Source organism: Myroides profundi (assembly GCF_000833025.1).
In the GTDB taxonomy this organism is placed as follows: domain Bacteria; phylum Bacteroidota; class Bacteroidia; order Flavobacteriales; family Flavobacteriaceae; genus Flavobacterium; species Flavobacterium profundi_A.
Genome location: NZ_CP010817.1, coordinates 1427240 through 1452373 on the forward strand (window position 1 = coordinate 1427240; position 25134 = coordinate 1452373).

General features: G+C 29.8%; 17 protein-coding genes and 1 pseudogene. 14 read left to right on the top strand and 4 right to left on the bottom strand.

Features of this window, described 5'->3' with window-relative positions; all coding sequences use genetic code 11:
- Positions 1-13 precede the first annotated feature (13 nt).
- Positions 14-577 carry a riboflavin biosynthesis intermediates N-glycosidase gene (gene ybiA / locus MPR_RS06340; protein ID WP_041890400.1) on the bottom strand — a complete coding sequence of 188 codons (564 nt, stop codon included), beginning with the start codon at positions 575-577 and terminating at the stop codon, positions 14-16.
- A 94-nt stretch (positions 578-671) separates the two neighbouring features.
- On the opposite strand from ybiA, the gene MPR_RS06345 reads away from it, so the two are divergent.
- The 9 genes and pseudogenes from MPR_RS06345 (at position 672) to tnpA (ending at position 15835) form a co-directional block, all read left to right on the top strand.
- A complete protein-coding gene (locus MPR_RS06345) occupies positions 672-1028 on the top strand; it encodes a DUF4377 domain-containing protein (protein WP_041890403.1) in 357 nt (118 codons plus the stop codon).
- A gap of 178 nt (positions 1029-1206) precedes the next feature.
- Complete coding sequence (locus MPR_RS06350) at positions 1207-2856, top strand: mechanosensitive ion channel family protein (protein ID WP_041890406.1); 1650 nt, start codon at positions 1207-1209, stop codon at positions 2854-2856.
- Positions 2857-2980: 124 nt separating this feature from the next.
- Entirely contained in the window at positions 2981-4108 is a 1128-nt protein-coding gene (locus MPR_RS06355; protein ID WP_235280610.1) for an FAD-dependent monooxygenase, read from the top strand.
- 388 nt (positions 4109-4496) lie between these two features.
- Positions 4497-4603, top strand: a pseudogene (locus MPR_RS19025) (IS1595 family transposase); the annotation flags it as partial.
- A gap of 566 nt (positions 4604-5169) precedes the next feature.
- A complete protein-coding gene (locus tag MPR_RS06360; protein WP_139177163.1) occupies positions 5170-6405 on the top strand; it encodes a hypothetical protein in 1236 nt (411 codons plus the stop codon).
- 5 nt (positions 6406-6410) lie between these two features.
- A complete protein-coding gene (locus MPR_RS06365; protein ID WP_041890413.1) occupies positions 6411-7685 on the top strand; it encodes a T9SS type A sorting domain-containing protein in 1275 nt (424 codons plus the stop codon).
- A gap of 1 nt (position 7686) precedes the next feature.
- On the top strand, positions 7687-14433 hold the full coding sequence (locus MPR_RS06370; protein ID WP_041890416.1) for an RHS repeat-associated core domain-containing protein: 6747 nt from the start codon (positions 7687-7689) through the stop codon (positions 14431-14433).
- On the top strand, positions 14411-15166 hold the full coding sequence (locus MPR_RS06375) for a hypothetical protein (protein ID WP_041890419.1): 756 nt from the start codon (positions 14411-14413) through the stop codon (positions 15164-15166). Before MPR_RS06370 ends, MPR_RS06375 begins: the two co-directional genes overlap by 23 nt.
- Before the next feature lie 522 nt (positions 15167-15688).
- Complete coding sequence (gene tnpA / locus MPR_RS18480) at positions 15689-15835, top strand: IS66 family insertion sequence element accessory protein TnpA (protein ID WP_235280611.1); 147 nt, start codon at positions 15689-15691, stop codon at positions 15833-15835.
- Between the two features lie 34 nt (positions 15836-15869).
- Here tnpA and MPR_RS06380 read toward each other — a convergent pair whose 3' ends face one another.
- Positions 15870-16706, bottom strand: coding sequence for an RteC domain-containing protein (locus MPR_RS06380; RefSeq protein WP_041890422.1), 837 nt, complete (start codon positions 16704-16706; stop codon positions 15870-15872).
- Positions 16707-16890: 184 nt separating this feature from the next.
- Here MPR_RS06380 and MPR_RS06385 point away from each other — a divergent pair, with 184 nt between their 5' ends.
- From MPR_RS06385 to MPR_RS06410, 5 genes are all read left to right on the top strand, one after another.
- Positions 16891-17205, top strand: a complete 315-nt coding sequence (locus tag MPR_RS06385; RefSeq protein WP_041890425.1) for a hypothetical protein — start codon at positions 16891-16893, stop codon at positions 17203-17205.
- 626 nt (positions 17206-17831) lie between these two features.
- Positions 17832-18596 carry a sensor histidine kinase gene (locus MPR_RS06395; RefSeq protein ID WP_041890431.1) on the top strand — a complete coding sequence of 255 codons (765 nt, stop codon included), beginning with the start codon at positions 17832-17834 and terminating at the stop codon, positions 18594-18596.
- Positions 18589-19254: a response regulator transcription factor gene (locus MPR_RS06400; protein WP_041890434.1), complete on the top strand. Its 666-nt coding sequence runs from the start codon at positions 18589-18591 to the stop codon at positions 19252-19254. The genes MPR_RS06395 and MPR_RS06400 overlap by 8 nt, the downstream gene beginning before the upstream one ends.
- 74 nt (positions 19255-19328) lie before the next feature.
- Positions 19329-20798, top strand: a complete 1470-nt coding sequence (locus MPR_RS06405) for a MauE/DoxX family redox-associated membrane protein (RefSeq protein ID WP_041890437.1) — start codon at positions 19329-19331, stop codon at positions 20796-20798.
- Positions 20799-20854: 56 nt separating this feature from the next.
- The gene (locus tag MPR_RS06410) at positions 20855-21148 is read left to right on the top strand and encodes a DUF6520 family protein (RefSeq protein WP_041890440.1); all 294 of its coding nucleotides are present in this window, start codon (positions 20855-20857) and stop codon (positions 21146-21148) included.
- Positions 21149-21181: 33 nt separating this feature from the next.
- Here the strand turns inward: MPR_RS06410 and MPR_RS06415 are convergent, their stop codons facing one another.
- Both MPR_RS06415 and MPR_RS06420 read right to left on the bottom strand, forming a co-directional pair.
- On the bottom strand, positions 21182-23770 hold the full coding sequence (locus MPR_RS06415) for an alpha/beta hydrolase family protein (RefSeq protein WP_041890443.1): 2589 nt from the start codon (positions 23768-23770) through the stop codon (positions 21182-21184).
- Positions 23760-25124, bottom strand: coding sequence for a RagB/SusD family nutrient uptake outer membrane protein (locus MPR_RS06420; protein WP_041890446.1), 1365 nt, complete (start codon positions 25122-25124; stop codon positions 23760-23762). The genes MPR_RS06415 and MPR_RS06420 overlap by 11 nt, the downstream gene beginning before the upstream one ends.
- Positions 25125-25134 lie beyond the last annotated feature (10 nt).

Below are 25134 nucleotides of genomic sequence, written 5' to 3' on the forward strand. Positions count from 1 at the left end.
ATCCTTTGTTATTTTATTTACTCATTATCATTTCTCTTACTTCCATTAAGGCAAAACCGAGTAAGTTTAGTCCATTCCATTTGACAGGAATATTTATTTTTTCATTATCCGCTGCTAAACCTACTCCCCATATGGAATCTACTGGACTAGCTTCTACTAATACTCTTTTTTTAGTATTGATTAGAAAGGTTTGAAGTTCTTTGTTTTGACTGAATTTATGATAGTTACCTTCTACCACGATACGATAACGATTAGTTACCCAAATATCTTCTCGAAAACCTCGTACTTCTCTTCCTAGGGCTTTCATCTCCATAGGACTTTTGGCATTCATAATGCGTTTATAGATTTCTTGATCATTGAACAACAATGCTTTTTGTGCCATCATCCAATGTTCTGTCGAAGCATAAGACTGTCCATTGACCTCAAATCGACTAGGCCACCATTGGCTAAAGCACGCTGCTGTAATCTCTCCACTTTTGCTTTTCTGATGTCCCCAAAAGAAGATGTATTTAGATTTCTTTCCACTTTGGTACTCTTTTATATGTTTGTCTAGGCTATACTGTTGTTCGAACTCCATTGTTATTCTGAATTATGCTGTGTAAAAATAAGGAATCCTATTCTTTAGTAAATTGTTTATTTTAGCCGAAACCCAATCAACTAATTATTAAAAAATGAAATTAAAGAAAATAGTACAGTATTTTGCGATATGTACTTTATTGATGAGCTTTTTGGCTGCTTGTAGCAATGATGATAATTCATCTATCACAAGAGAGAATAAACGTGTAAAAGTAGAATCTTATACTATGATGAAACCTATAGAGCCTTTTAAAGGGCAAGATGTGGAGCATTTAATATTATATACCATGTCTGGTGAGATTTTAGATTATACACCATCTATAGAAGGATTTAAATATGAAGAAGGATATATGTACGTATTAGATATTACAAGAACTCATAATAAAGAGTTGATGGATACTAATTTTGAATATGTGTTAGTCAAATTAATTTCTAAAGAGAAAAAAGAATAAATAAGTGTAGATAGATATACTAGTAAGGATGCTGTAGAGCATCCTTTTTTTGTTCAGTTAACTTTTTTGTTAGGAGTACTCTTTTTGTTATTAAAATAAAGAAAACAATATTTTCGCTACGGTATAGTTTTTGTTATTTTAAAAGTTAAATTTACTTTAACTTTTATAGATTGTTTTTATGCGATTTTATATGATGAACATTCGCTTGTTTATACTATTGACAGCCCTTATTATGGGTGGGTCTACTTGGGCTAAAAATAAGAAGCCCTCTTCTAAAACTCCTGAACCAGTCGAGACTGTTCGTACTGTTGTCGTAGTGATGGAGAAAACACCAGTGATTAACTTTAATGATACTTTATTTAATGTTTATGGTAATATAGGTTCTTTTACTTCTAAGCAACGTGCTAAATCAATAGAAGGAAAGATCGCTATGTTAGCTGAAGATTATTTATTCGAAGGAGATTCTATCAAATTAGCTGATACTGGAAACTATCTTAATCTGATGTATCAAAATGAGATTCTGATGAGTGTGGATAGTATACAAGCAGCCCAAGAAAGCAAAAGTAAATTAGAAGCTGCGCAGTACTATAAAAAGCAGATTATCTCTGCTGTAGAATTACAACAACACAATACTAGTTGGCAGCAAATCTTAATACAAGTAGCGGGGACAATAGCTATTATCATTGTAGAGTATTTTATTCTTAAAGGGATACGATATGTATATAGACGTTGCAAAGTAGCTATCTGGAGACAGAGAGGTAAGAAAATAAAAGGAATATTTGGTATCATAGATGACCAAAGAGCAATGCTAACGACTATCTCAATAGCGAAAGTTATTAAGCTAATTGTAGTGTTGATTTTCTTATATATTGGTCTGTTAGCAGTATTTAAGTTATTCCCGTATACCAAACATATTTCTGATCAATTGTTAGAATATGTATTAACTCCTCTAAAGGCAGTAGGAAAGAGTGTTAAGGCTTATATGCCAAAACTGTTTACTATTATCGTTATTGTTGCAATATTTAAGTATGTGCAGAAGTTCGTTAGATCTTTAGCAGAAAAGATAGCTACTAATAAGATTACGATAAAAGGGTTTTATCCTGATTGGGCTTTTCCGACTTATAATCTGATTAGTGGACTGTTGTTTATTTTTATGTTTATCCTGATATTCCCTTATCTGCCAAATTCTGACTCTCAGATATTCCAAGGGGTGTCTGTATTTGCTGGTATTATGTTATCTCTAGGGTCTACTTCTGTTATAGGAAACTTAGTTGCAGGTCTAGTGATTACTTATATGAGACCTTTTAAATTAGGGGATAGAATTAAGTTGGGTGAGTTCACTGGGGATGTATTAGAAAAGACAGCATTAGTGACAAGAATCAAGACTCCTAAGAATGAGGTAATCACAATTCCGAACTCTAATATTATGTCTGCTCAAACGGTTAACTATACGCAGTCAGCTAAAGAGCATGGGTTGATTCTTTATTTGACAATAGGGGCTGGTTATCATGTACCATGGCAAAAGGTTCATGAAATGTTATATGAGGTAGCAAATAGAACAGAGCATGTGTTAAAACGCCAAAAACCATTTATCTTGCAAGATCAGTTTAGGGATTTTTATGTTGATTATCAATTGAATGTGTATATCAAAGAGGCGAAGTTATCAGCAAAGGTATATTCTGATTTGCGTCAACATGCACAAGATGTTTTTGCAGAAAATAATATTGAGATGGTCGCTCCTCACTATAGTATAAATCGTGTAGTAGATGGAGAAGACTCTACAGTTCCACCAAAGTATGTGAAGGAACAACCAGAGAAAAAGAATTAAATGTAGATGATATATAAAAGCACTGAAATAACTCAGTGCTTTTGTTTTTTAAGGTGGTATATAGAGGTAATTAAGTAGTGTTTCTGTATATTCGTTAGATAAAGTATAAGCAACTATGGAAGATATGAAAGTAGCAATAGTAGGAGCAGGTATAGCTGGACTGACTATGGGGATAGCTTTTAAAAAGGCTAATATTCCCTTTGTTATCTACGAGTCTACAGAGAGAATTAAGCCTGTAGGAGCGGGTATCGCTATCGCTAATAATGCCATGCAGGTTTATAGACACTTAGGAGTGTCTGATCAATTAACTCAGAAAGGTACGCGTATTTCTAAAGTGAGATTAACGGATATGAATTTGAATATACTGACACAATCAGATTTGATTGCTTTTGAACAGAAATATCAGTTGGTTAATATTGCAATACATAGAAGCGATTTGCACCATGTTTTGTTAGAAGAGGTGGGAATGGAGCATATTGTATTAAATAAGCGCTTAGAAGATATTAGTTTGGATGAAGGAGGACTTTATACACTTCGGTTTACAGATGGAAGTACTGCAACTCATGAATATGTAGTAGGTGCTGATGGTCTTCGCTCTCAAGTAAGACAAAATATATTTGGTGATTATCCTTTGAGAGATGCTAAACAGGTATGTTGGCGTGGTGTATTAGATATTGATTTATCTACGGATTACGACCATATTGCATTAGAAGGATGGGGAAGGGGAGAACGCTTTGGCTTTGTCAAACTTGAAGGAAAACAGGTGTATTGGTATTTTCTAGTCAATGAGGATAAGTATCTTAAAAATCAAGACCTTTCTGTTCTTATTAAAGATTGTAGTCCGTTAGTTAAGGATATGATTATGCAGACTGCTGAGGCTGATATCTTTTTAAATAAGATATATGATTTGCCTCTTATCCAGGAGTGGTCTAAGAATAAAGTGTGTATAATAGGAGATGCTGCACATGCTACTACACCGAATCTTGGACAAGGTGCTTGTCAAGCGATAGAGGATGTATATATTATCAGCAAACTATTAGAGAAGCATTCTTTAGTTGAAGCCTTTCATAAATTTACTTCTATTCGCCGTGAGAAAGTAATTCAGATTGTTCGTGATAGTTGGCGTATGGGACAAGTATCCCAGTTTAGTAATCCACTCATCACTTCTGTTCGAAATATGGCTTTTCGATTTGCTCCTTCTTTCTTAAAAGATAAACAGATCAGCATGATGTTTGAATTACAAAAGGTATAAAAGCGTTATAGGATATATAACGCTTTTATTTTTTTACTTTCCGATACAATAATTCAGATCCTAGCATTCATAGGGGTTTACGCCGATTTTGCTTGCTTTTACACAACACTTTTTTCAAAATAATTCAAACGAAAATCAACTATGTTTTTTTAACAGATTAAAGTGAAAGCATTACTGTTTTTGTTGAATAATTCTCAATGAAAAAACAAGTGGTTTTTACAACATATTCTATATCTCTAAGTTATCTAATTCAACCTGTTTTTTTAGCAATAGTAAATTAATGAAGTACCTGTCGTATTGCATAGGATAAGTAATTAATTAATCTTGAAAAGTATATTTTTGCTTGTCCTATACAAAACGTAAATCTATACCAATATTAATGCTAAATCTTCAAGCGTACTTAGATGAATTCGTTTATAAAATTAATAGAAGTTACTTTGGAAAAAGCTCTTTGATAGGTTTATTATTACCAATATTACCGCTCATGACAAATAATGGATATACATTTTTTATTTTTGAATATTTTAAAAAGTAGTGTATTGATTAATATATGTAATGTTGTTTTAAACTGTTAAATAGTGGTGTTATATATAGATGTTAAGTCTTTTTTTGGAGAATATGTAAGATTTTTAGATTGTTTGGAGTGTAAACTTATATTGATTTTTTGTATTTTAACAAATATGAAGTTAAAAGCTTCTATTTTTATAAAGTACGTGTTTCGGTCATTTGTATGTAAAAAAGTCAATCTATATTTGCTGTACACAAAGAGGAAGTCGAATAAATTAGATAATTCATTGCATATATAGGTGTGAAATCCATGTGGGTTCGAACCCCACCTTCCTCTTTTTTTTATTATTTTATACAATCTTTCATATTATGAATAGAAAGAAATTCTTACTAACAAGTTCCTTTTTTTTTTAGGAATTAACTTTTTAAGGTCTGCAACTTTAACAGATGCAAGGCTCTACCAAACTTCAAATAGTTTAAATATTAATCTTCTACTTAAACAAGCTGCTGATTTAAGAAATAAACGTTTAGAGAGTACTAAAGCTAGGAATCTTATGTCTAGGCGTATGTTTTTTTCTAGTCCTAATAGTGGTGTTTCTAATGTTTATACGATATATGATCAAATTTTAGAGGACACTCCATCTGAAATAAGGGCATATAATGGTAAGCGAAAGCTTATTTTACAAGAAGGGCAAGATAATCGTAAGGTTATTGAAATGTATCGCCAAGGAGCTGAAAATTTAACTAATCATGCTCTATTAAAAGAGAGATTAGCAAAAGAATACTATAGAGTTTTATCTGGAAATAAAAGTGTTTTAAAAGACCTTCCTACGCCATATAATAATCCCAAAGATTTGTTGAAATCTATAAAAATGTTTTTAGAATCTGCAAAAGAACTAGATCAAGATAATAATCAAATAAGCATTCAATTAGACAAGTTAGAAGAACTTAGTTCTTTAGGCTTTTTTTCTAGTGATTGTAGGGTTAACAAGCAAATCAAACAAAGAACAAAAGACTTAAGGATTCAAAGAAGACAGGAGATAGCAGCATTAGATAGTACTCAGCTTAGGAAGCAACTATCTAAAATAAAAAAAAGAATGTCTAATCTAGATAGAAAAAAGGATCAATTAATTACAGAGAAAAGATACATTAGAACTCTACAAAAGGAGAAAAAGTTTAAAGATTCAGTAGAGCAAGCTGTTCAATACTATACAAGAAATCCTAAAGATATTGATGGGCTTAAATTGGTTCGAATAACTCTTAAAAAAAATAAGAGGTTTGATTTATTAGAAACAATTGAAAGAGAAAATCAAAAGCATCAAAATTCTTTTTGGGCAAAACTTTCATTAATAGATGTGTTACTTAAGCGAGTTGAAGTAAACAATAAAAAGAATTATTCAGAGATTGCTGACCTAATAGAAAAATTAAAGGATTCTGGTAGACTAAATAGGGAGAAATATGAAATTAAATTCAGAGAAATTAGATTAAGTGTTCTTTCTAATCAATCACCTGAACAAAAGTTGTTGGAGGTAGGTGGTGAGCTAGTTGGAATAAGTAAAGCTTATAAAGTAGATAGATTCATACGTGAATGTGTCTATTATTTTGAGAATAAAAAAATGAGACATTATTCGATTATGACATTAAATCTTGTTTTGAAATCAGATTTACTAGAGCAAGATAATGATAATCAATTATTAAGTCTTATTGAAGCACTCTCTGAGTTCAGAATATCAGATACAGAACAGGATAAGAGTATACTACAATTAAGAGATAAACTTTTAAATTCATAATAGTCATGAGAAAAATTACTTTTCTTTCTATCATAACTTTTGTAATTCTTCTTTTTACTATTAATAAGACTTTTGGTCAAATAGCTATTACAGAGGTTTATTACGATACTCCTTTCGATGAAGAATTCGATCTTATAAGAGTTACAGAAAATGGAAAAAAAACAATTAAATATAAACAAAAAGCACATCATTTAGGAGAGTTTATTGAATTGTATAATTACACAACAAGTGATATATCAATGGATGGTTGGGTTTTAATGGATGATGAGGGGGCTTTTGAATTTCCTAAAAATATAGTTATTAAGTCTGGAGATTTTTTAGTCTTAGCTTATAGAGATTTGAAAAATAAACCTGATATAGGTAATTATTTTCCTATTTTTTTTCCTACAACTAAAGGGAAAGAGTCTAAAATAATTTATCAAGATGCTATTATACTTAATAATACAGGTGAAGTATTAACTCTTTATTCAAGTAAGTTTTTAGATTTAGATTTTAAAGATCCTAAATTTGGTTATCGTTCTAAAAACTTAATAAAAGTAGATCAGGTTTCTTGGTTGTTTAAACCAACAACTTCCCAAAGAAGTCCATGGAGTAACGCTTATCAAGATACGAATTATAAAGTTTTAGGTGATAGAAATTTCTATGCTCATAACTCACTTCAATTGGTTGCTGATAAAAAATATAGTGAGATAAAAGCGACTCCGTTTACTTCTGGTTATTTACCAAAGATACGCTCTATTTTAGACACACCTTTAGCCAATGGTTTTAGGATTAATATTGCAAATATTGATTGGGGAATGCATGTTCAAGAGTTAGTTAATTATATAACCAAAACATCAATCCCCAAAATACAGCAAACCCCAAAGGGAACTTTTAATAAAGAGCAAATATGTTTTGTGTATGATACATCAGGTAATATGATAGGTGCAAAACCTTGCAATGTAGCTAGTAAGGCAAGTGCTATGGCGATGAAAAATACTCAATTACATGACCAAATGACTTTAGATAATTTATCAATAGAGGAAATTAAGAAACATGTTATAGTGTATCCTAATCCTACAGACGGAGTATTTAATGTAGTTTTTGAAAAGGAAATACAAGGTAAGATAGCTGAAGTGGAAGTGTTTAGTATGACAGGAGCTTTAGTTAAATCATCAATAATCACAAAAAAGGACACTAGTGTAAGTTATGATATATCAAATTATCCTACAGGAGTTTATATTGTAAAGTTTAAACTGATTTCGAATACTTCATTTAATGTAAATATATTAAAGAGATAATATGTTAAAGAATACTTATATTATACTGTTGCTGTTTTCTATATTCAGCATCACAATTAAAGCACAAACTCAAAGTATCCCTTTACAAATGGATACTTCAGGTTACAAAGAAAATCAAACAAAAAGCCCAATGGCAATGGCATTTAGTGCTGCAGTGACTAGTTCACCAACAGATACTTTACCTTCTGTTTTAGGAGAATTAAGCGTAAATGGTCAAGGAGGTTTAAACTATACTATTGCAATTGATGTTATAAAAGGAGTTAATAATTTTTCACCAAATCTTGGGCTAACATATAATAGTCAAAGCTCTGATGGAATTGCAGGTATAGGATGGAGTTTACTTGGACTATCTTCAATTAATGTAGGTGGAAAAAGTGAAGAAGTAGATGGCGTTGTAAGAGGAGTACAGTTTGATGGAAAAGATCCATATTATTTAGATGGGCAAAGACTTCTTAGTGATGATAATAAAAACTATACTACTCAACTTTTTTCTAAAATTAAGATAGAAAAATTAGCGAATAACAAAGAGTTTATTGTAAGGTATCCTAATGGGAAAATTGCTTGGTATACAGAGCTAGTAGCTGGTAGCTATATGATAACTCAAATAAGTGATTCTTATAATAATAGAGTGTATTACGATTATTTAGTTGAATCAAATAAGATTTATTTAACTAAGATTTCTTATGGAGGCACAAATAAGACAGATGCTCCTTTCTTTGTGTCTGTAAATTATAAAAATACCAAAGTTCAGTTAAGTAAGTATTATCGTGGGCAAAAAGTAACTAGTTCTAAAGTTGTTGATAATATTAAAATTGAGTACAAGAATGGTTCATCTTTACAACTGTATAGGCTTTATAAATTGAGTTATGATTATATACATCAAGATACAAAAGAAAGACTTATTCAGGTTGATATAGAAAATGATAAAAAAGAGAAATTAAATCCACTAAAATTTAAATATAATTCTTCTGAGAATACTATAGTTACTCATATAGAATCCAAAAATATTGGCACTCCCAAAACAACATTCAAAATAGGTTCTGTGTCTATTGGTGATTTCTCAGGAAATGGACAACTTTATCCAATATATGAATCTATTGAAAATGAAGCAACAGAAGATAAAGAAAAAGTAACATTATGGGCTTCTAATGATAAAGGTAGCTCTTCATCTTATACAAAAAGTAGACTTCTTTTTAATGGAAAGGCTTTAGTAAATAGAACACTAAATGGTAAAACGCAAAGTGTAGTGTCTAAAGGAGATCTTCTTATCCAAATGGGAATTGATTATGCTGATACTAATTATGGTAAAGATAGATTTACTCTGTACTTTAAAGATTTAAGTAATCAAAGCGGTGTTGATAGTGATCAAAAGACAATAAAATTTGAATTAACAACTTTAGCTAAAAAGGCTAAAGAAGGAGTGATTTATGTAGATGATAGACCTAAGATTAGAGATGATGAATATATGGATAGAGATGAGATACCCATATATCCACATAATCAAGATTTAGTTCCAGATAAAGAAAATCGACGTTATCTTTTTGGTGATTTTAATAATGATGGACTAGTTGATCTTTTAATATTTCAACCAAATAATTACTATGCTTCTTTTGGAGTCTATTTTTGTGAAATTGGAAAACAGCAGAGAAATAATCAAACAATTCAATTAACAAATTTAAAAGTATCAGGAGACTTAGTTAAAGACTTAGGAACTAAGGTTTTTACTATAGAGTTTGATGGAGATGGACTTCCTGAATTTTTATTTGTGAATAACAGTGGGAAGTTTAGTATTGCTAAATTAGATATTGAAAATAAATCTCTAAATGTATTAAATACCCCTATAAAGGAGTTTAAAGGATATACAGAAAAAACACCTTTAGTTTTTGGTGATTTTAATGGTGATGGATTAACCGATATTATCTATCCGAAAAGGGTTTATGACGTTGAGAGTGATGGCGTTAATAAGGTTTTTAATGGGATTAGAGACCATCAGCATTTATGGTATTCTTATACTTCAACAGGAAGTAACTTTATTGTTAAAGATAAAGATTTTACAAAGCAAAGATTAGTTTATATAAACCCGTCTCAAAAAAATGTACTTCGTAGGTATAATACTTGGGATAAAGTTTGGTCAGGGAAAATGGACAAATATTCTTATACTGAATATGGGGCGTCTAATATTATGGCTATGGATGTTGATGGTGATGGAATTACTGATATTGTTTCGTTCCAGAAAATGGGAGCTATCGAATATGATTTAAAAAGTAAGAATTTATTAAATGCTAAATTAAAAGATTCTGAAGGGACATCTCTTTTTGACGGAATTCGTGTTTTTCAGGTAAAAAACGATTCAAATCAAGATTTTTTAGTAAAAGCTCAACCTTTAAAAGGAGATGTGAATTTATGGGGAGAGACAACAGTTTCGTTATATAATACCAAAATTTCTCTGTTCTCTTTTGTATATAGTCGCTCAGATTATAATGATTTGAATAAGTATAAAACAGGTTTGGTAATAAATGATCCTGTTACCAAATTAGAAACAAAATATATTTTTAGCCAAGATAATTTTTTAGAAACTCAAATATCAGAGATTGATAATAATAGTGGAGCTAAACAAGTTATTGAATATAGACCACTTTCAGAAGATTATAATACAGTTCAAGAAAAGATTTACACTTATAGTGATTTAAACTTGCCTTTTCCTTATTATGTACATAAGGCAAACGGAATGTATTATTTGGTTCATAAGGTAAATACCAAATTTGATGGTAAGACATTAACTAAAGAATATAGATATCATAATGCCATTCAGCACTTACAAGGGAAAGGATTTATGGGATTTCAAAAAACAATTACAAGTGATATCTATGAGAGTGTTCAAACAGATAAAGGGACACATTTACTAAAAGATATGTATAGAGGAGTCTTTTGGACTGTTGAGATGAAAGATCCTTTAATGGATAATGCTTTAGTCTCGTCAACATATGGAAGTTTAGATGAAAGTAACTTTTTACAAAAGACTTTATATACTAATAAACGTTTTGATAAAACAAAGAATAGATACTTCATTGAGACAACAAAAGAAGAATTTGTAGATTATCTTAATGGGTTTAAAAGTATTAAAAACTTTACATTTGATACATCAGTAGATATTCTTCTAACAAAATCTGATACAGAATATTACTCACCTAATGATAATGGGCAAGGATATAAATTAACAGGTAAAATAACAGAAGAGTACACTTATACACCAGAATTTAAATTTGGTAATGAAGGGGGGTTCTTCTATGGTAAGTTTAAATCAATTAAAAAGACTTCAACAAGAGGTAGTGATGTTTTTACTAGTAGAGAAGAAAATACTTATTCTGCTCAAGGAGGAGTATTAGTTAGTAAAAAGTTTGGTAATGGGACATTATCAGCTTTAACAACAGAATATACTTATATGCCTTTTGGCGGGATTGCTTCAGAGAAGACTTATTCGGATAATATCTCTCCATTAGTTACAAGTTTTACTTACGATGGGACTAAAAGATTTGTTATCTCTACAGTTGCTCCTAATGCATTAAAAACAAGTACTACTTATGATATTATAGGTAGAGTATTAACTCAGAAAGATGCTCTTGGTAGGGAGACTAAGTATATTTATGATAGCTGGGGAAATGCTAATACGGTTATTGATTATTTAAAAAATAAAATAATAACTTCAAAATCTACTAAAGATTTAGTTCAAGGAAGTAAATATAGTATTGAAGTAAGTAGTAACACAGGAAGTCAAACATTTACATATTATGATGTTTTAGATAGGGTTTTAGGCACTAAAACTAAATCATTAAATGGGAAGTGGGTATTTACAAGTACTGAGTACGATGTTTATGGTAATGTAGTTAGAGAAAGCCAACCTTATTATCAAGGAGAAACTGTAAAATGGAATTATACGTTGTATGATAGATTAAATAGGCCAATAGAAGTTGTTGATTATAGAGGAAAGTCCATTAAAACTGAGTATGAAAAGAACAAAGTAACTGTTCAAGATGGACATAAAAAAATAGCTAAGTGGGTAGATGCACAAGGTCTTGTTTTAAAAACTCAAGACCAAGGAGGTGTTATTGAGAATTCATATCATGCAAATGGAAGTTTAAAGCAATCAAATTACGAAGGGATTTTTACTAAGATTGAAATTGATGGATGGGGAAACAAGATAAAATTAATTGACCCTTCAGCAGGGACTTATACATATAAGTATGATAATTTAAATAGAGTAGTTCAAACAACTACACCAAGAGGTGGTAAAACTATATATGAGTATGATGAAGTAGGTAATCTTAAAAAAGAAAAAACAGATGGTGGTAGTGATGAAAAAACAAATATTGATATAGAATATGTTTATGATAAAGCAACTCAATTACCTACAGAGATAAAGGGAAATTATAATGGTGCAAAATTTAGTTATAAAACTAATTATAATCAAAATCAGTTCTATAACATAGAAAGTATAGTTGAGACAACTCCTAAGTTTACTTACACAAAATCGTTTGTATATGACAAAGAAGGTAGGGTTTCTCAAACCAAAATAGCAACTAATGTATTAGGTGTAAGTGGGATTGCAAGTTCTACTATTAAAAATATCTATGATAAGAACAGTGGAGGATTGTTAGTAGAGCAAAGGGATATTACTAATGATAAAGCTATTTGGAGATTAAACGAACAAACTGCATTTGGAGCAAGTAAAAAATTGACTTTAGGTAATGGGTTTGTTATTGATAATCAGTATGATGTTAATGATTATTTAACTAGTATAAAGCAGAAATATCAAAGTAAGATTATTGTTGATATAGATTATAATTACGACGCTAAAAGAGGAACTTTAAGTCAAAGAAATTCAAAATTATTTGGAAAGAATGAACAATTTACTTATGATGATTTAGACCGTTTATTAAAAGAAACAACAAATGGATCTGTAATCAATGAATATACATATGATTTTAGAGGCAGAGTTACTTCAAATACTGAGGTAGGGAAGTATAATTATAATGATACAGATTACCGTCTTGAAAACATAAACTTCAACGAAAAAGGAAGTAAAATGTTACAAGCGAGAGGATTTGTTAATGTGAAATACAATGCCTTTAAATCTCCATATGAATTGATTTTAGATAAGAAAACTAAAATTGAATATGATTTTTCTATTTTAAAAGGTAGGTTTGCTAGTTATTATGGTAGTTTAGAATCAAAAGATAAACAACCTATTCAGAAGTATTATTCATCTGATAAAGCAATAGAGATTATAATTTCAAAGGATAAGACGCAAATTGTTTCTTATATAACAGGAGATGCTTATAGTGCAAATTATATTCAGATTGATGAAGTAAAATCTGGAGTAATAGATGCAAGTCCCAAAAATTATTACCTTCATAGAGACAATTTACAATCTATCATAGGTATTAGTGATATTAATGGTAATATTGTTGAGCAAAGGTTTTTTGACGCATGGGGTAATTTAAAAGGTGCTAAGATAGGTGGAACAGATGTAAAGATAAATCAATTTGGTTGGGCTACTAGCCTATTATTAGATAGAGGATATACAGGTCATGAACATTTATATACAGTAGGACTGATTCATATGAATGGGAGAATATATGATCCTCAATTAAGAAGGTTTATGTCTCCTGATAATTTTGTACAGGATAATACTAATACTCAAAGTTATAATAGATATGGGTATGTATTAAATAATCCTTTACTTTATACAGATCCAAGTGGAGAGATTATTCCAATTTTAATTGGTATTGGTGTCGGAATCGTGATGAATGGAATTATGAATTCTGTTAATAAAGTACCTTTCTTTTATGGAGCAGGAAAAGCTGGTGTAATGGGAGGTATTAGTGGAGCTATATCGTTTGGAATAGGAAGTTTAGTTACTAATTCAATTGTACAAGCTGGGCTTCATGGAGTAACTAGTGGTGCGATGAGTGAGATACAAGGAGGGAAGTTTATTACAGGTTTAGCAAGTGGAATTGTTAGTTCATTAATATCAAGTGGAGTAGAGAAACTTGGAAAGCCTACTAGTAATATTAAATTAAATAAACAACAGTTAAAAGCTACCATGTTGGTTGCAGGTGGGGTATCAGGAGGAATATCTTCTTCTATAGCAGGAGGGGATTTTTGGAAAGGAATGCAACAGGGATTAATTACTAGTGGGTTGAATCATGTAGCTCATTTAATAACAGAACAAATAGAAATTTCTAAAATAGACAGTAGATTAAAAGAGAAAGGGTATAACCCAGATGATCCAGCTTATGATTTATTTAGAGATAAAAGCTCTAAATTAGTTAATGAATTTGCGAAAAAAGTGTTACCTGAATACTATGAAGCAGCTAATGGGCCAGAATTAGTTATTACTGAAAACTTAGTAACAAAGGGTGGACAGGCTTTAGATGGACAAGTACAAGGTAGTTTGATAAGTGAAAATGGAGTGTATACTTATAATGGGATAATTAAAATAAATACAACGATTTTTAATACATATAGACAGACCGCTTTAACTATATTACATGAATTTAGTCATGTAATAGATATTGTATCAGGAGCCAGACAAAAGTGGTTTAATGCTTATGGAAAAGAGGCTTCATTAGCTATTACTGAAGTAAAAGCTTATGAATTGGAGCAAATATGGGGAGGTATTATAAATTATAATACCACTTATTTAAATTTTAAAAAACAGTTTGATGATAATAATTGGAGTTTTTAAAATGAATAAAATGTTTATTTTAGTAATCACTGTGTTTACTATTTTTACGGGATACTCACAAAAAAAAAATGAAGGAGCTATAGAGTTAAGTATATTAAAAGATACTATTACTAATAATAGCTTAATCACAGTTGAGTTTTATAATAATAGTGATACAGCGTATTACTTTCCAATAGATACATCTATAGATCGATTTATTTGGAACAATAGTTTTCTTAAACACGGAGAGAAAACACTTACGATGGGGAAATTTTCAATTAAAGAAAATTTTTTAGATAAGAATTTGCAATCATGTGAGATGGTTACTATGGAGTTGATTCACTGTTTTACAAAACAGACAAATATTAGCAATGCAATATTAAAGGATGAAATAAATTCAGTCAATATTGACTTTGTTTTTTTAGCACCCAAAGCTTATGCTAGATTGACAGTTCCTGTTCAGTTTGTTAAAAATTATTTTCATATATGTGATATTCATACTTTAAATAATATTTCTTCTCTAGAATATTTACAATATACTTATAAGGTAATTGAGGATGATGTTAATAATTTAAAAATGATGGTAAAAGGAAAACAATTAGAGAGTTATTATAATGATTTAAATTGGGAAGGGCTTACATATAAACTTTATATAGGGGAAATTAAAAGTAATATAGTACCTATTAAATGGGAAAGAAGTAAGGAATTATTAAATGGTGATTATGATGCAGTTCTTAAGGAAAAATACAAATAATTTTAGATACAGAGTCTAATTTTAAAAACTAATTTAATTGAAGATAGTATTTAGAAAACCTAAATTTATATTTTAAGAATTTTAAACAATATGAATGTTGTACAATTCGAGTAGAATTATTTGTAAGAAAAAATTCTTCAATAAATAGAATAAGAGGAGTTATAAAAGACTTAAAAACAAGACTTATTTTACGCTCGGCCTCAGACTATGAATATGAGATTAAGGTAATAACTGATTAGAGTAAAAAAGCACTTATTTAGTTTGGACTAAGTAAGTGCTTTTTTAATTATTATTCTTTCACCAAGAATTGTATAAGTTCTTAATATTAAGAGCTTTTTTTTGTATAAAAAGCTTGAACGCAAAGTATTACCTTTCATAACAAAGTTAATTTTATCGTATAAAGTTTGTTTTATAAATTAAATGATTCTTAGATTCAACAAATAAATGCAACGTATCCGCCCGAGCAAGTGCATGTTTCATAATATAATGTAAGGAAGTAAGTTTGCTTTAAATAATAAAGAGATGAGCAAACAAGAAATTATGTACTCTCATGTAGAGGATTGGCAAGCAAGTGGATTGACACAATCAAAGTATTGTGAAAGTGTTGGAATTAAGCTGGCTGTATGTCTTCAAACTAATGTAGACTTTTATAACGTAAATATAAGATAGTGTTATAGTTATTGTCCCCCTTATGATTGAAGTATTAGTAATTTTTATCCATATGATCTTCTAACACTTCTTTTAATTTATCCAAATAAGATGTTTTGGATTTAGCTCTTGTTTTCATTCTATGAAAGGCATGATGTATATCTAAAAGCTTAATACCAAATAGCTGTTGAAACAGTACTGCTATTTTGCGTATTTCTCCTTTACCATTATTAATAGACCCTGATAGATAAAGTGCGTAGATAAGTTCTATGAGCGCATTTTGAGATTCTGACCACACTAAGTTAGATGATATTATCTTATTAGTACTAATATCATATTCTTGTATTTTTTGATGAAGGTAGTTTTGAAGTAAATCATGAGCTATTATACGAGCTATTTTATAGTCATAATAGGTGGAGAAAAGAGCATCTATTTCAAAGATAAAGCTATTTATCCCTATGAGTAAATCTGTTTTACCCAAAGTAAAATATTCTATGTCTTTGTCTGAACGATTCGCATTATAGTATTTATAAAATTCATTGTGAGCAAAATACTTCTTATACTCCAGGTTTAATTCTTGTAGATGTTTATGATAGTATTTATTCTTAATAACAATATCTATTGGGCAGCTTATTTCTATTGAATAGATCTTATTATAAAAGATTAGTTTGCCTAGGACTTGAGGTTTAATTACTTTAAAAAAATCAATCTCGTCTCTTTGATTTTTGAACCCTACTTGAAGTATTTCTTCTTTTAGATTCATAAGTAAAAGTCTTAAGAATTGAATCATCTCGTAAGCTTTTGAAATAGAAGTTGAATCAATTAAGTTTAGTTCAATTTCCTTTGATTCGATTTGTTTTAATACGCTTTTGTGCTGTGTGTTTAGTGTCATAATTAATGAGTGTTGGTTAATTATGCACCGAGTTAAAAACCTATAGTATTAGCCCTTTTAAAATAAAATAAATCAAAACTAGAAGTCAATACGTGAAAACACTGTAAAATATGCGGAAAACACGTATTGCAAATTGTTTTAAAATTATAAATATTTATGTTTTAATTTTTAAATACTTAATTTTATGGAAGTTACTAAAAATAGTGCAGATCAAATTAGCCTAGAAAAGGCTGTAGAACTTACACACTCTTACCAGGAAAACAATCCTGATTTACCTAAGAGTTACTTTATTGGAACAAATAAATTAAACGAACTACTGTCTCAAAACGGTTGTATAGGAGTTCGTATTTATCCAGGTTTAGATAAAGAAGCTAACAAAGTAAATTTAGTCTTAGTAGGAGTGGACCAAGCAGCAGAGGATTTAACAAATGGTGTTATTGTTGATCACCTTGTTATTTGTCCTCCTTTATGTCCTAAAGACAGTAAACTGAACAAGTAATGATTTATGTTATACAGCATACTCTTATATGCAACACTTCTTATGGGCTGTATGCCTATTGTGCTGTTTATATCTGGTAGAAAACACAAAAGTATACCTAGTAGATCTGTTGTGCCTTTAATTAGCCTTATGGCATTTTCATCTTTGTATGAATGTGTTGTTAGTTTACAATTAAAGGTAAGTGTTCTTTGGTGGTATCAGATATATTCCTTTTTAGAGTTTAGTGCTTTATATTATTTATTTAGTCATTGTATAAGACAAAGACCTAAAGCTTTTTTTAAAGTTTCTCTAGGTCTTTTTCTTTTGTTCTATGTCTTGTCAATCTTTTATTTTAATACTAAATCAGTTTTTTTATCCACTAGTATTAACAAGACCTATATCACTTTATTTGTTTTGGTATGTAGCTTTCTATGGATTAGAGAGATATCTAATGAAAAACAGATATTAAAGCTATACAAAGAAGGTCTTTTCTATGTTATTATGGGCTTGTTTTTCTACTATAGTACAACTATTTCTTTGTTTATGCTTATAAGTTGTATTGACAAGGATGATTTATATATTGGTGATTTTTGGCTAGTTAATGTACTTGCCAATTTGATTTTAAGAATAACATTATTATTAGGCATATGGAGAATAAACTAGAATTGTTTTTTTGGCTAGGCACTTTTATTATGATTTCACTGGCTATTATGGTAGTTATCATTGTTGTGATTTACCAAAAAAGAATCAATCAATATCAAAATGAAATATTAACAAAGCAATTAAGAACTAATTTAATTGTAGAACACAAAGAAAGAGAAAGAGTGGCCAAAGAACTACATGATGGAATTTGTAGTGATCTTGGGAACTTAAAAAACCTTATGATTCTTTTAAATCTTAGTGAAGATCAAGAAGAAATAGCCAAAGTAAAGGTTGATTTATACGATGGAATAATTTTTTGTTATGAGGAAGCTGTTAGAATCAGTTATAATTTATCCCCACCTCTTATCAAAGACAACACAATAACAGAGCTTTTAAATAACTATGTAACCAGAGTGTCTAAAGTAACTAGTATTAAGTTTGATTTTAACTCTACAACTGCAAGCTTTGTTTTAAGTGATATTCAAAAGTTAGAGTTATATAGAATTGTACAAGAACTCACCCAGAACATTCTTAAACACAGCAAGGCAAGTTTTGTTGAGATCTACCTTGTTTGGAGTAGATACGATCTAGTTTTATATCTGCTTGATGATGGGGTTGAGTATGATTTTAATGCAAAATCAATAAGTGTGGGACTTGGACTTTATAATATAAAGACAAGAATAGATCAGATTAAGGCTAAGTTTAGCCATGAATCTACCAGTAAAGGTAATCAGATTAGTATAACACTTAATAAACAAAGTAATGATTAGAATAGCTATAGTTGACGATCACAGATTGTTTAGACAAAATTTTTCAAACGTATTTTCAAAGATAGAAGATATTGAAGTTTTATTTGACTGTTCTAATGGTATTGAACTATTAGAAAAACTAAAAAGAATTAGTGTTGATATTGTCTTTTTAGATATTTCCATGCCAATTATGGACGGATATCAAGTGGCTAGTTTACTTGAGAAAAACCATCCAAATGTCAAGGTACTTATACTCACAAGTTTTTGTGATGACCGTAGTATAAAAAGAATGCTTAAATATAATATATCAGGCTATTTAACCAAAAATATTTCCTTCTCTAAACTTAAGGAAGCTATTTACTGCGTGTATACAAACGGAGTATATTATGATATAGAAATACAAGATACTGTCAGTAAAGTCAAAGAGCAAAAAGATAGTGAGGAAGTTGTTTTTACAAGTAAAGAAATTGAGCTAATAAAACTCTATGCAATGCAATTTACCCTTAGTGAAATTGCAGATAAGCTTAATTTAAGCCCGCGTACTATTGAAAAGATGAAAGAAAATTTGATGGATAGAACAGGTTCTAGTAATTTTATAGGAGTAATTCTCTATGCACTACGTTGGCACTATATTGAGGATATCGATGAGAAAGAGAATAAAGAGAGGAAAACACGGTAAAAATACCGTGAAATCACGTATTGATTTGAATAACTGTGAGTTGTAGATTTGGGATATCCCAAAATGCAACCACCATGAAAGCCAAGTATGTCCTTATTGTACGTTATTTTGTTGTACTACTTTTTGTCTATGCAGCAATAAGTAAACTAATTACATTTGAAGAGTTTAAAGTACAACTTACTCAGTCCCCACTACTAAGCATGTATGCTGGTATTATCGCTTATCTAGTTGTAATATCAGAGCTTGTTATTGCTTTTTTACTTACTCTAAGAACTAAAAGGCTTTTAGGACTATACTTAAGTTATGGTCTTATGGTTGCATTTACCATTTATATCTACTTAATATTAAACTACAGTGACTTTATTCCTTGTTCTTGTGGAGGAGTACTAGAAAAACTAGGTTGGAATGAACATCTGTGGTTTAATATAATAACTAGTGTTTTAATTCTGCTGAGTATATTTTATACAGAAGATAAACCAAAACGATTCTATTTACTATCTATCGTAACTACGCTAGTAAGTATTCTAACGGTCATACTTCTTTTTGTGTCATCTGAACACATTATAAAAAAAGAGAACCCTTTTATAAGAAGATATTTGCCTCATGGAGTAGCAGAAGAGGATACCTTGGATTTAAAGGTAAACACCTTTTACATCTCAGGATACTATAAAGACAAAGTGTATCTAGGTAATAGTAAATCTCCACTTATATTTATCAGTGTAGATTCTTTAATGCAAAGAGAGGATTATACTATAAAAATAGATTCAACTCAGTTTAAATACACCTATCTAAAACTAAGGACAGTCTATCCTTATTTCTATTTAGCAGACGGTTCAATTCCTATAGTTTATAAAGGACAATTAAACACAACTGAGAAAACAAAACAAACAGAAATATTTAGCTTTAAAGAAGCTTATTTTTCAGACTACATCCCAATAGATTCTACCTTAATTGTTATAAAGAGTCAAAGCAGTAAAGATTATAAACACATACTAGGGCTTATCAATATAAACAATAAGCCAAGAGTTTCTATTAACTCTAAACTATTAGAGAGTAACTCCGATGGAGTATTTGACACAGATGGTAGTTTTTGTTATAGCAAAGAAAACAAGACTTTAATCTATACCTATTATTATAAGAATCAGTACGTTTTAACTAGCTCTAGTCTAGAGCTCTTAAACAGACAAAATACTATTGACACAACCCAAACCGCCCTTATTACAGCCGCTAAATTAGCATCAGGAGAGCATAAAATGACAACTCCAATGAGCGCTATAAATCAAAAGGTAGTAGTTAAAAACAATCTCTTGTTTATTGTATCAAACTCTCTTGGACAAAAGGAGTCCAAAGCAATCTGGAAACAAGCTAGTATTGTTGATATCTACGACTTTAAAAAAGACAGTTATATCGCAAGCTTTTACATCAACCACCTAGGGGAAGATAAGCTTATAGATTTAATTGTCACAGACCATTACATCTATGGTTTGTTTGACCAAAAACTTGTACGTTATAGACTGGCCAAATCACTGACAGACAAGTTTTGAGTAAAGTTTAGCTTAACTTTTAAAACAAGCTATTAACCAATAATACTTTATTAATTATGAAAAGATTTTTAAAATCAGCAGGATTGCCAATCGGTGTATTTGCTCTTGCTATCGGAAGCGCGTTTGCAACAAATGCAATGAAAAATAATGCTTTAACAGTTCCTGCATATCAGCAGATAGATTCTAAAGGAGTTACTTGTACTCCAAGAATAGCCTCTTGTGATATTAATGGCTCTGAGGCTTGTACTTGGGAAGAAGCTCCAAGTTTACAACACAATCTATATGGGATGGAGTTTGATGAGGAGTTAAATCAGACTGTTTGTACCTTAAGGTTATATAAAACAGAATAGTGATGTAGAACGCCCTTTAGAGGGCGTTCTTTTTTAGTGTGATAATATTCTTTCTTTGTCGAAATAGGTATTATTTATAATCCAGTTAGTACTTGTGGAGTTTTCATCTTTTAGAAAATAATTAAACCAACTCATTGTTCGTTTTGTAATATCTATTTGATTAACTTTTTTTATCAAACCATGTCCTTCATTTTTATAGAACAAAGCAATATGAGGGATATTGTAACGAAGCATTCCAATAAAAAGCTCTCTTGATTGTCCCCAGTGGATATTTTCATCTTGTTTTCCTGTAAATGTAAGTAATGGTGTTTTGATTTTGTCAACATACATAATAGGAGAATTTTTAATATAGAGCTCTTTATCTTCTTTAAAGGTCTTAGGCATTTTGTATTGACCATTTTCAAACTGAAAGAAAAAAGGAGAAATGAAATTTTCATTGTAAGAAAAGTAAGATCGAATTAAATCTACATTCCCAGAACCACTAACAGCAGCTTTAAAAAGATCTGTTTGGGTAATAATAAAATTTGTTTCATACCCTCCATGTGAAAACCCAAACAAACCAAGATTCTCTTTATCAATTGATTTTTCTTCTTGTAATACTGTTTTTATACTTTCTTCTACACAATGCAATGCAGAAAGCCCTGTACCTTGATTGGTATCTAAAATATCAGGAAGAAAAACGAAGTAGTTGTTTTCTTGTAGTAAGCTAGTATTGTATCCATCGTTATTAAGAAACGTAGGATAAGTAAATCTGTTTCCTAAATGGTTTTGTAATTCATAAATATGAGTAATCATAGGGTACTTTTTATTAGTATTAAAATCTTTAGGATAGTATAAAATACCTTTTAAACTATTATTGAATCTATCTTTGTAAGTAATTGTTTTTTGCTTTTTCCAATTAAATAAGCTTTGAGGCATACCGTTTTCTAATAGCAGTTTAGTTGTACCGTCTTTATACACATAAATGTCTTTAGGCATATTGTGATTTTCTAAAGCATATGTTATTGTTTTAAAGTCTTTACTATATATAACTCTAGAGATGTGATTTTTTGTTTTATCTATAATTATTCTCTCTTGGTTTTTATTAAGTTTAATAAGAGAAAAGGTAGACTTTTCAACATCAAATGATGCAATTAGTAAGTTGGAGTAATCTTGAATTGTTATAGAATGTATATCACTATTATTGTTTGTATTAGTGATTACCTTATTTAAGATACTATACTTAACTGACTTAGATTTATTTTCTTTTATAATTTCTAATTTCTTTGTTAGAGTGTTGTATTTTAGTAGATTAGAATTTGAGTTAAAGAAGAAAAATTTTTCATCATCAGACCAGTATTTTATTTTTTCTCTAAAAACTCTTGTTTTTGCATTAGGCTCTTCATATTTAAAAGAATTTTCTACTTGTTTTGTCTGCACGTTGTAGAAGTTTATAGAGTCATTTTGGTAGTATACAAAATAACCTCCCAATGGAGAAATACTTGTAGTATTTGAGGGATTAGCTAAGGCTTTGACGATTGTATGTGTTTTTTGCGTGTCTATATCATAAAGTATAAAGTCTCTTGGCTTTGCATTCCAAGAATTTGTATAATCATGATATTGGTTAGGGTTATAGAGTAGTAAAGTATTACTGTTTAGTTTAATTGTTTCATAATCCTTTAATACCTTTAACTGATTAAGATTTGCAGTAGAGTAATTATAGATTTGAGTTTCTTGTCCATATAGTTTAGTTGAATTACTGATGTTTTTCTTATGATTTAAAGAAAGGTCATTCGTACTCCAAATTTCTAATTCTTTAGGATTATAAGATTTTTCACCAATAAGATATCGTTTTTTAATTTTAAAACTAGTTTCATTCAGAGCTTCTAAGGATGTGAAATGAGAGTCCTTATCTAATATTTGTTTCTGAACAAAGTTGTTTTTATAGTTTAAAAAAGTAATAAAAGGGTAGTTGTTTTGTGAAACGATATTGGGGCTAATAAATGCAATAGGATATTTCTTATCCCAAAAAACATGTTTAATGGGATAAGAAATACTGTGATTGATTGTTTTATCGAAGTTCTGTAGATTTATAATTTCTAGAGTGTTGTCTAGGCTGTTTTTCTGAGCAAAAAGAACTTCTTGGTTATCACTAACTTTAAGGTATTGTATCAACTTTTTGTCTTGACTCCAGATTAGTTTATAGCTATCCTTTGTAATTTTGACTAAGTTGTATTTGTTTGTCTTAATGTCTAAGTATAAAATTAAAGAATGGTTGTTTATGTAAATTGGATCTGACACATTACTAATAAGTTGCCTTTTTGATACATTAGGATCAAAAATAATAATACTATTTGATGAACTATTATAAGTTATTAGTAAGTCATTACTGAAAAGCTTATACTGAGCTATAGTTTTTTCCTTTAGAAGTACCTTTCCATTTGTGTTTACAATAAAAGTAGTATCATTTTTAATATCAAAATTATAATGTTTTCTAATAGTTGCCCATTTTCCATCATTAGAGAGGAGTTGATTACTTAACTCGCTATATAAGATACTATCTGTTATTATTTGTCCTTTTACAGACAAACAGATTAAAATCAAAAAGCAAAAAGAAAGAAATTGATTTAGTTTAGTACTCATTTTGTGGATTTAAATTAGGATTAATAAGTAGTTCTTTTTCAGGATAAGGTAACAATGCATGTTTATCTTGCCAATTAGGTTTAATCGTTTTCAAAATAGATAACATATTGTTCCTTTTTAGGTCAAAAAATCTTCTACCATGCTCTGTAAAAAATTCTTTTCTACTCTCTTCAAGCATTGCAGTAAGCACTTGCTGTTTACTAAGTGTATTGTTTAATGCAGGTAATCCAGCTCTTTGTCTTATTATATTTAGATATACTATAGCTTCTGTTTCATTATTTTGATAAATAAGACTTTCTATTAAAATAAAATAAGCTTCTTCTAATCTAAATAACACAGAACATTCATCAGTATTGGTAGGAGGGATGTTTTTGTATTTATAAGCAAATAGATCACCAGTTGCTAGAAATGATTTGATCCAATTCTTTTTTCTTAAGTCATCATCACTAAATGCTTCTAATAAGTTAGGATGTAATCTATAAGGCCAACTATTAATTAAAATAGTATAGTTCCTTGCTTCATAAGTAGAGGCAGTGGGAGAACTATTGGATAATTGCCAAAGAGTACTCTTTGCATTTTTTTTAAATACTTTATTCAAATCTGATTCTAAAGAATATTGCGCATTACTTAGAATTTTTCGTGATAATGTTTCTGCTAGAGTATACTTTTTCTGAAGCAAATAATTTTTAGCAAGAAGTATTTCTACTACTGCTTTATTAGGATAATATTTATCATTTGACCTATAGTTATCTGAAATAGTTTCTGTAACTTTTAGTAGATCTTCTTCAATCTTTTTTAATACATCAGTGTATGATGTTTTTTTTATAAAAGTATTAGCATTATAATCGGTTGTGGTGGTGTAGGGTATATCTCCAAATAACAGTGTTAAATTTTGGTAATACAAGGCTCTTAATATGTAAGCTTCATTAATCAAGACATCTTTATCTTCATTAGTAATTCCAGAGGAAAGCTCAACTCCTTGAATAAAAGCATTAATTGCGTATATATGTGCATATGAGTTACTCCAAGTATTAGCAAGAATACTTCTAGTAGGATCTAAAATGTTATTATATAGTAGAAAATTGTCTGATATAGGTGAATTACTTAGATCTTGTAGATCATCAGTATATAAACTTAGGAGTGTTCCTAAGCCTTGAGGATTACCACTATAGATTGAGGACTCTCTAAGATTGATAAAGAGATTTGATAATGCAGAAAGAGCACTTCTTTTGTCGATAAATACATTATCAGTGTTTAATTGATCTGTTGGAAGGTCAATTTCCACCATATCATCACATGATGTAAAAGCTAGTAGTACTGTTATGAAACAGCATGTATAAAATAGTTTTCTCATAATTACAATT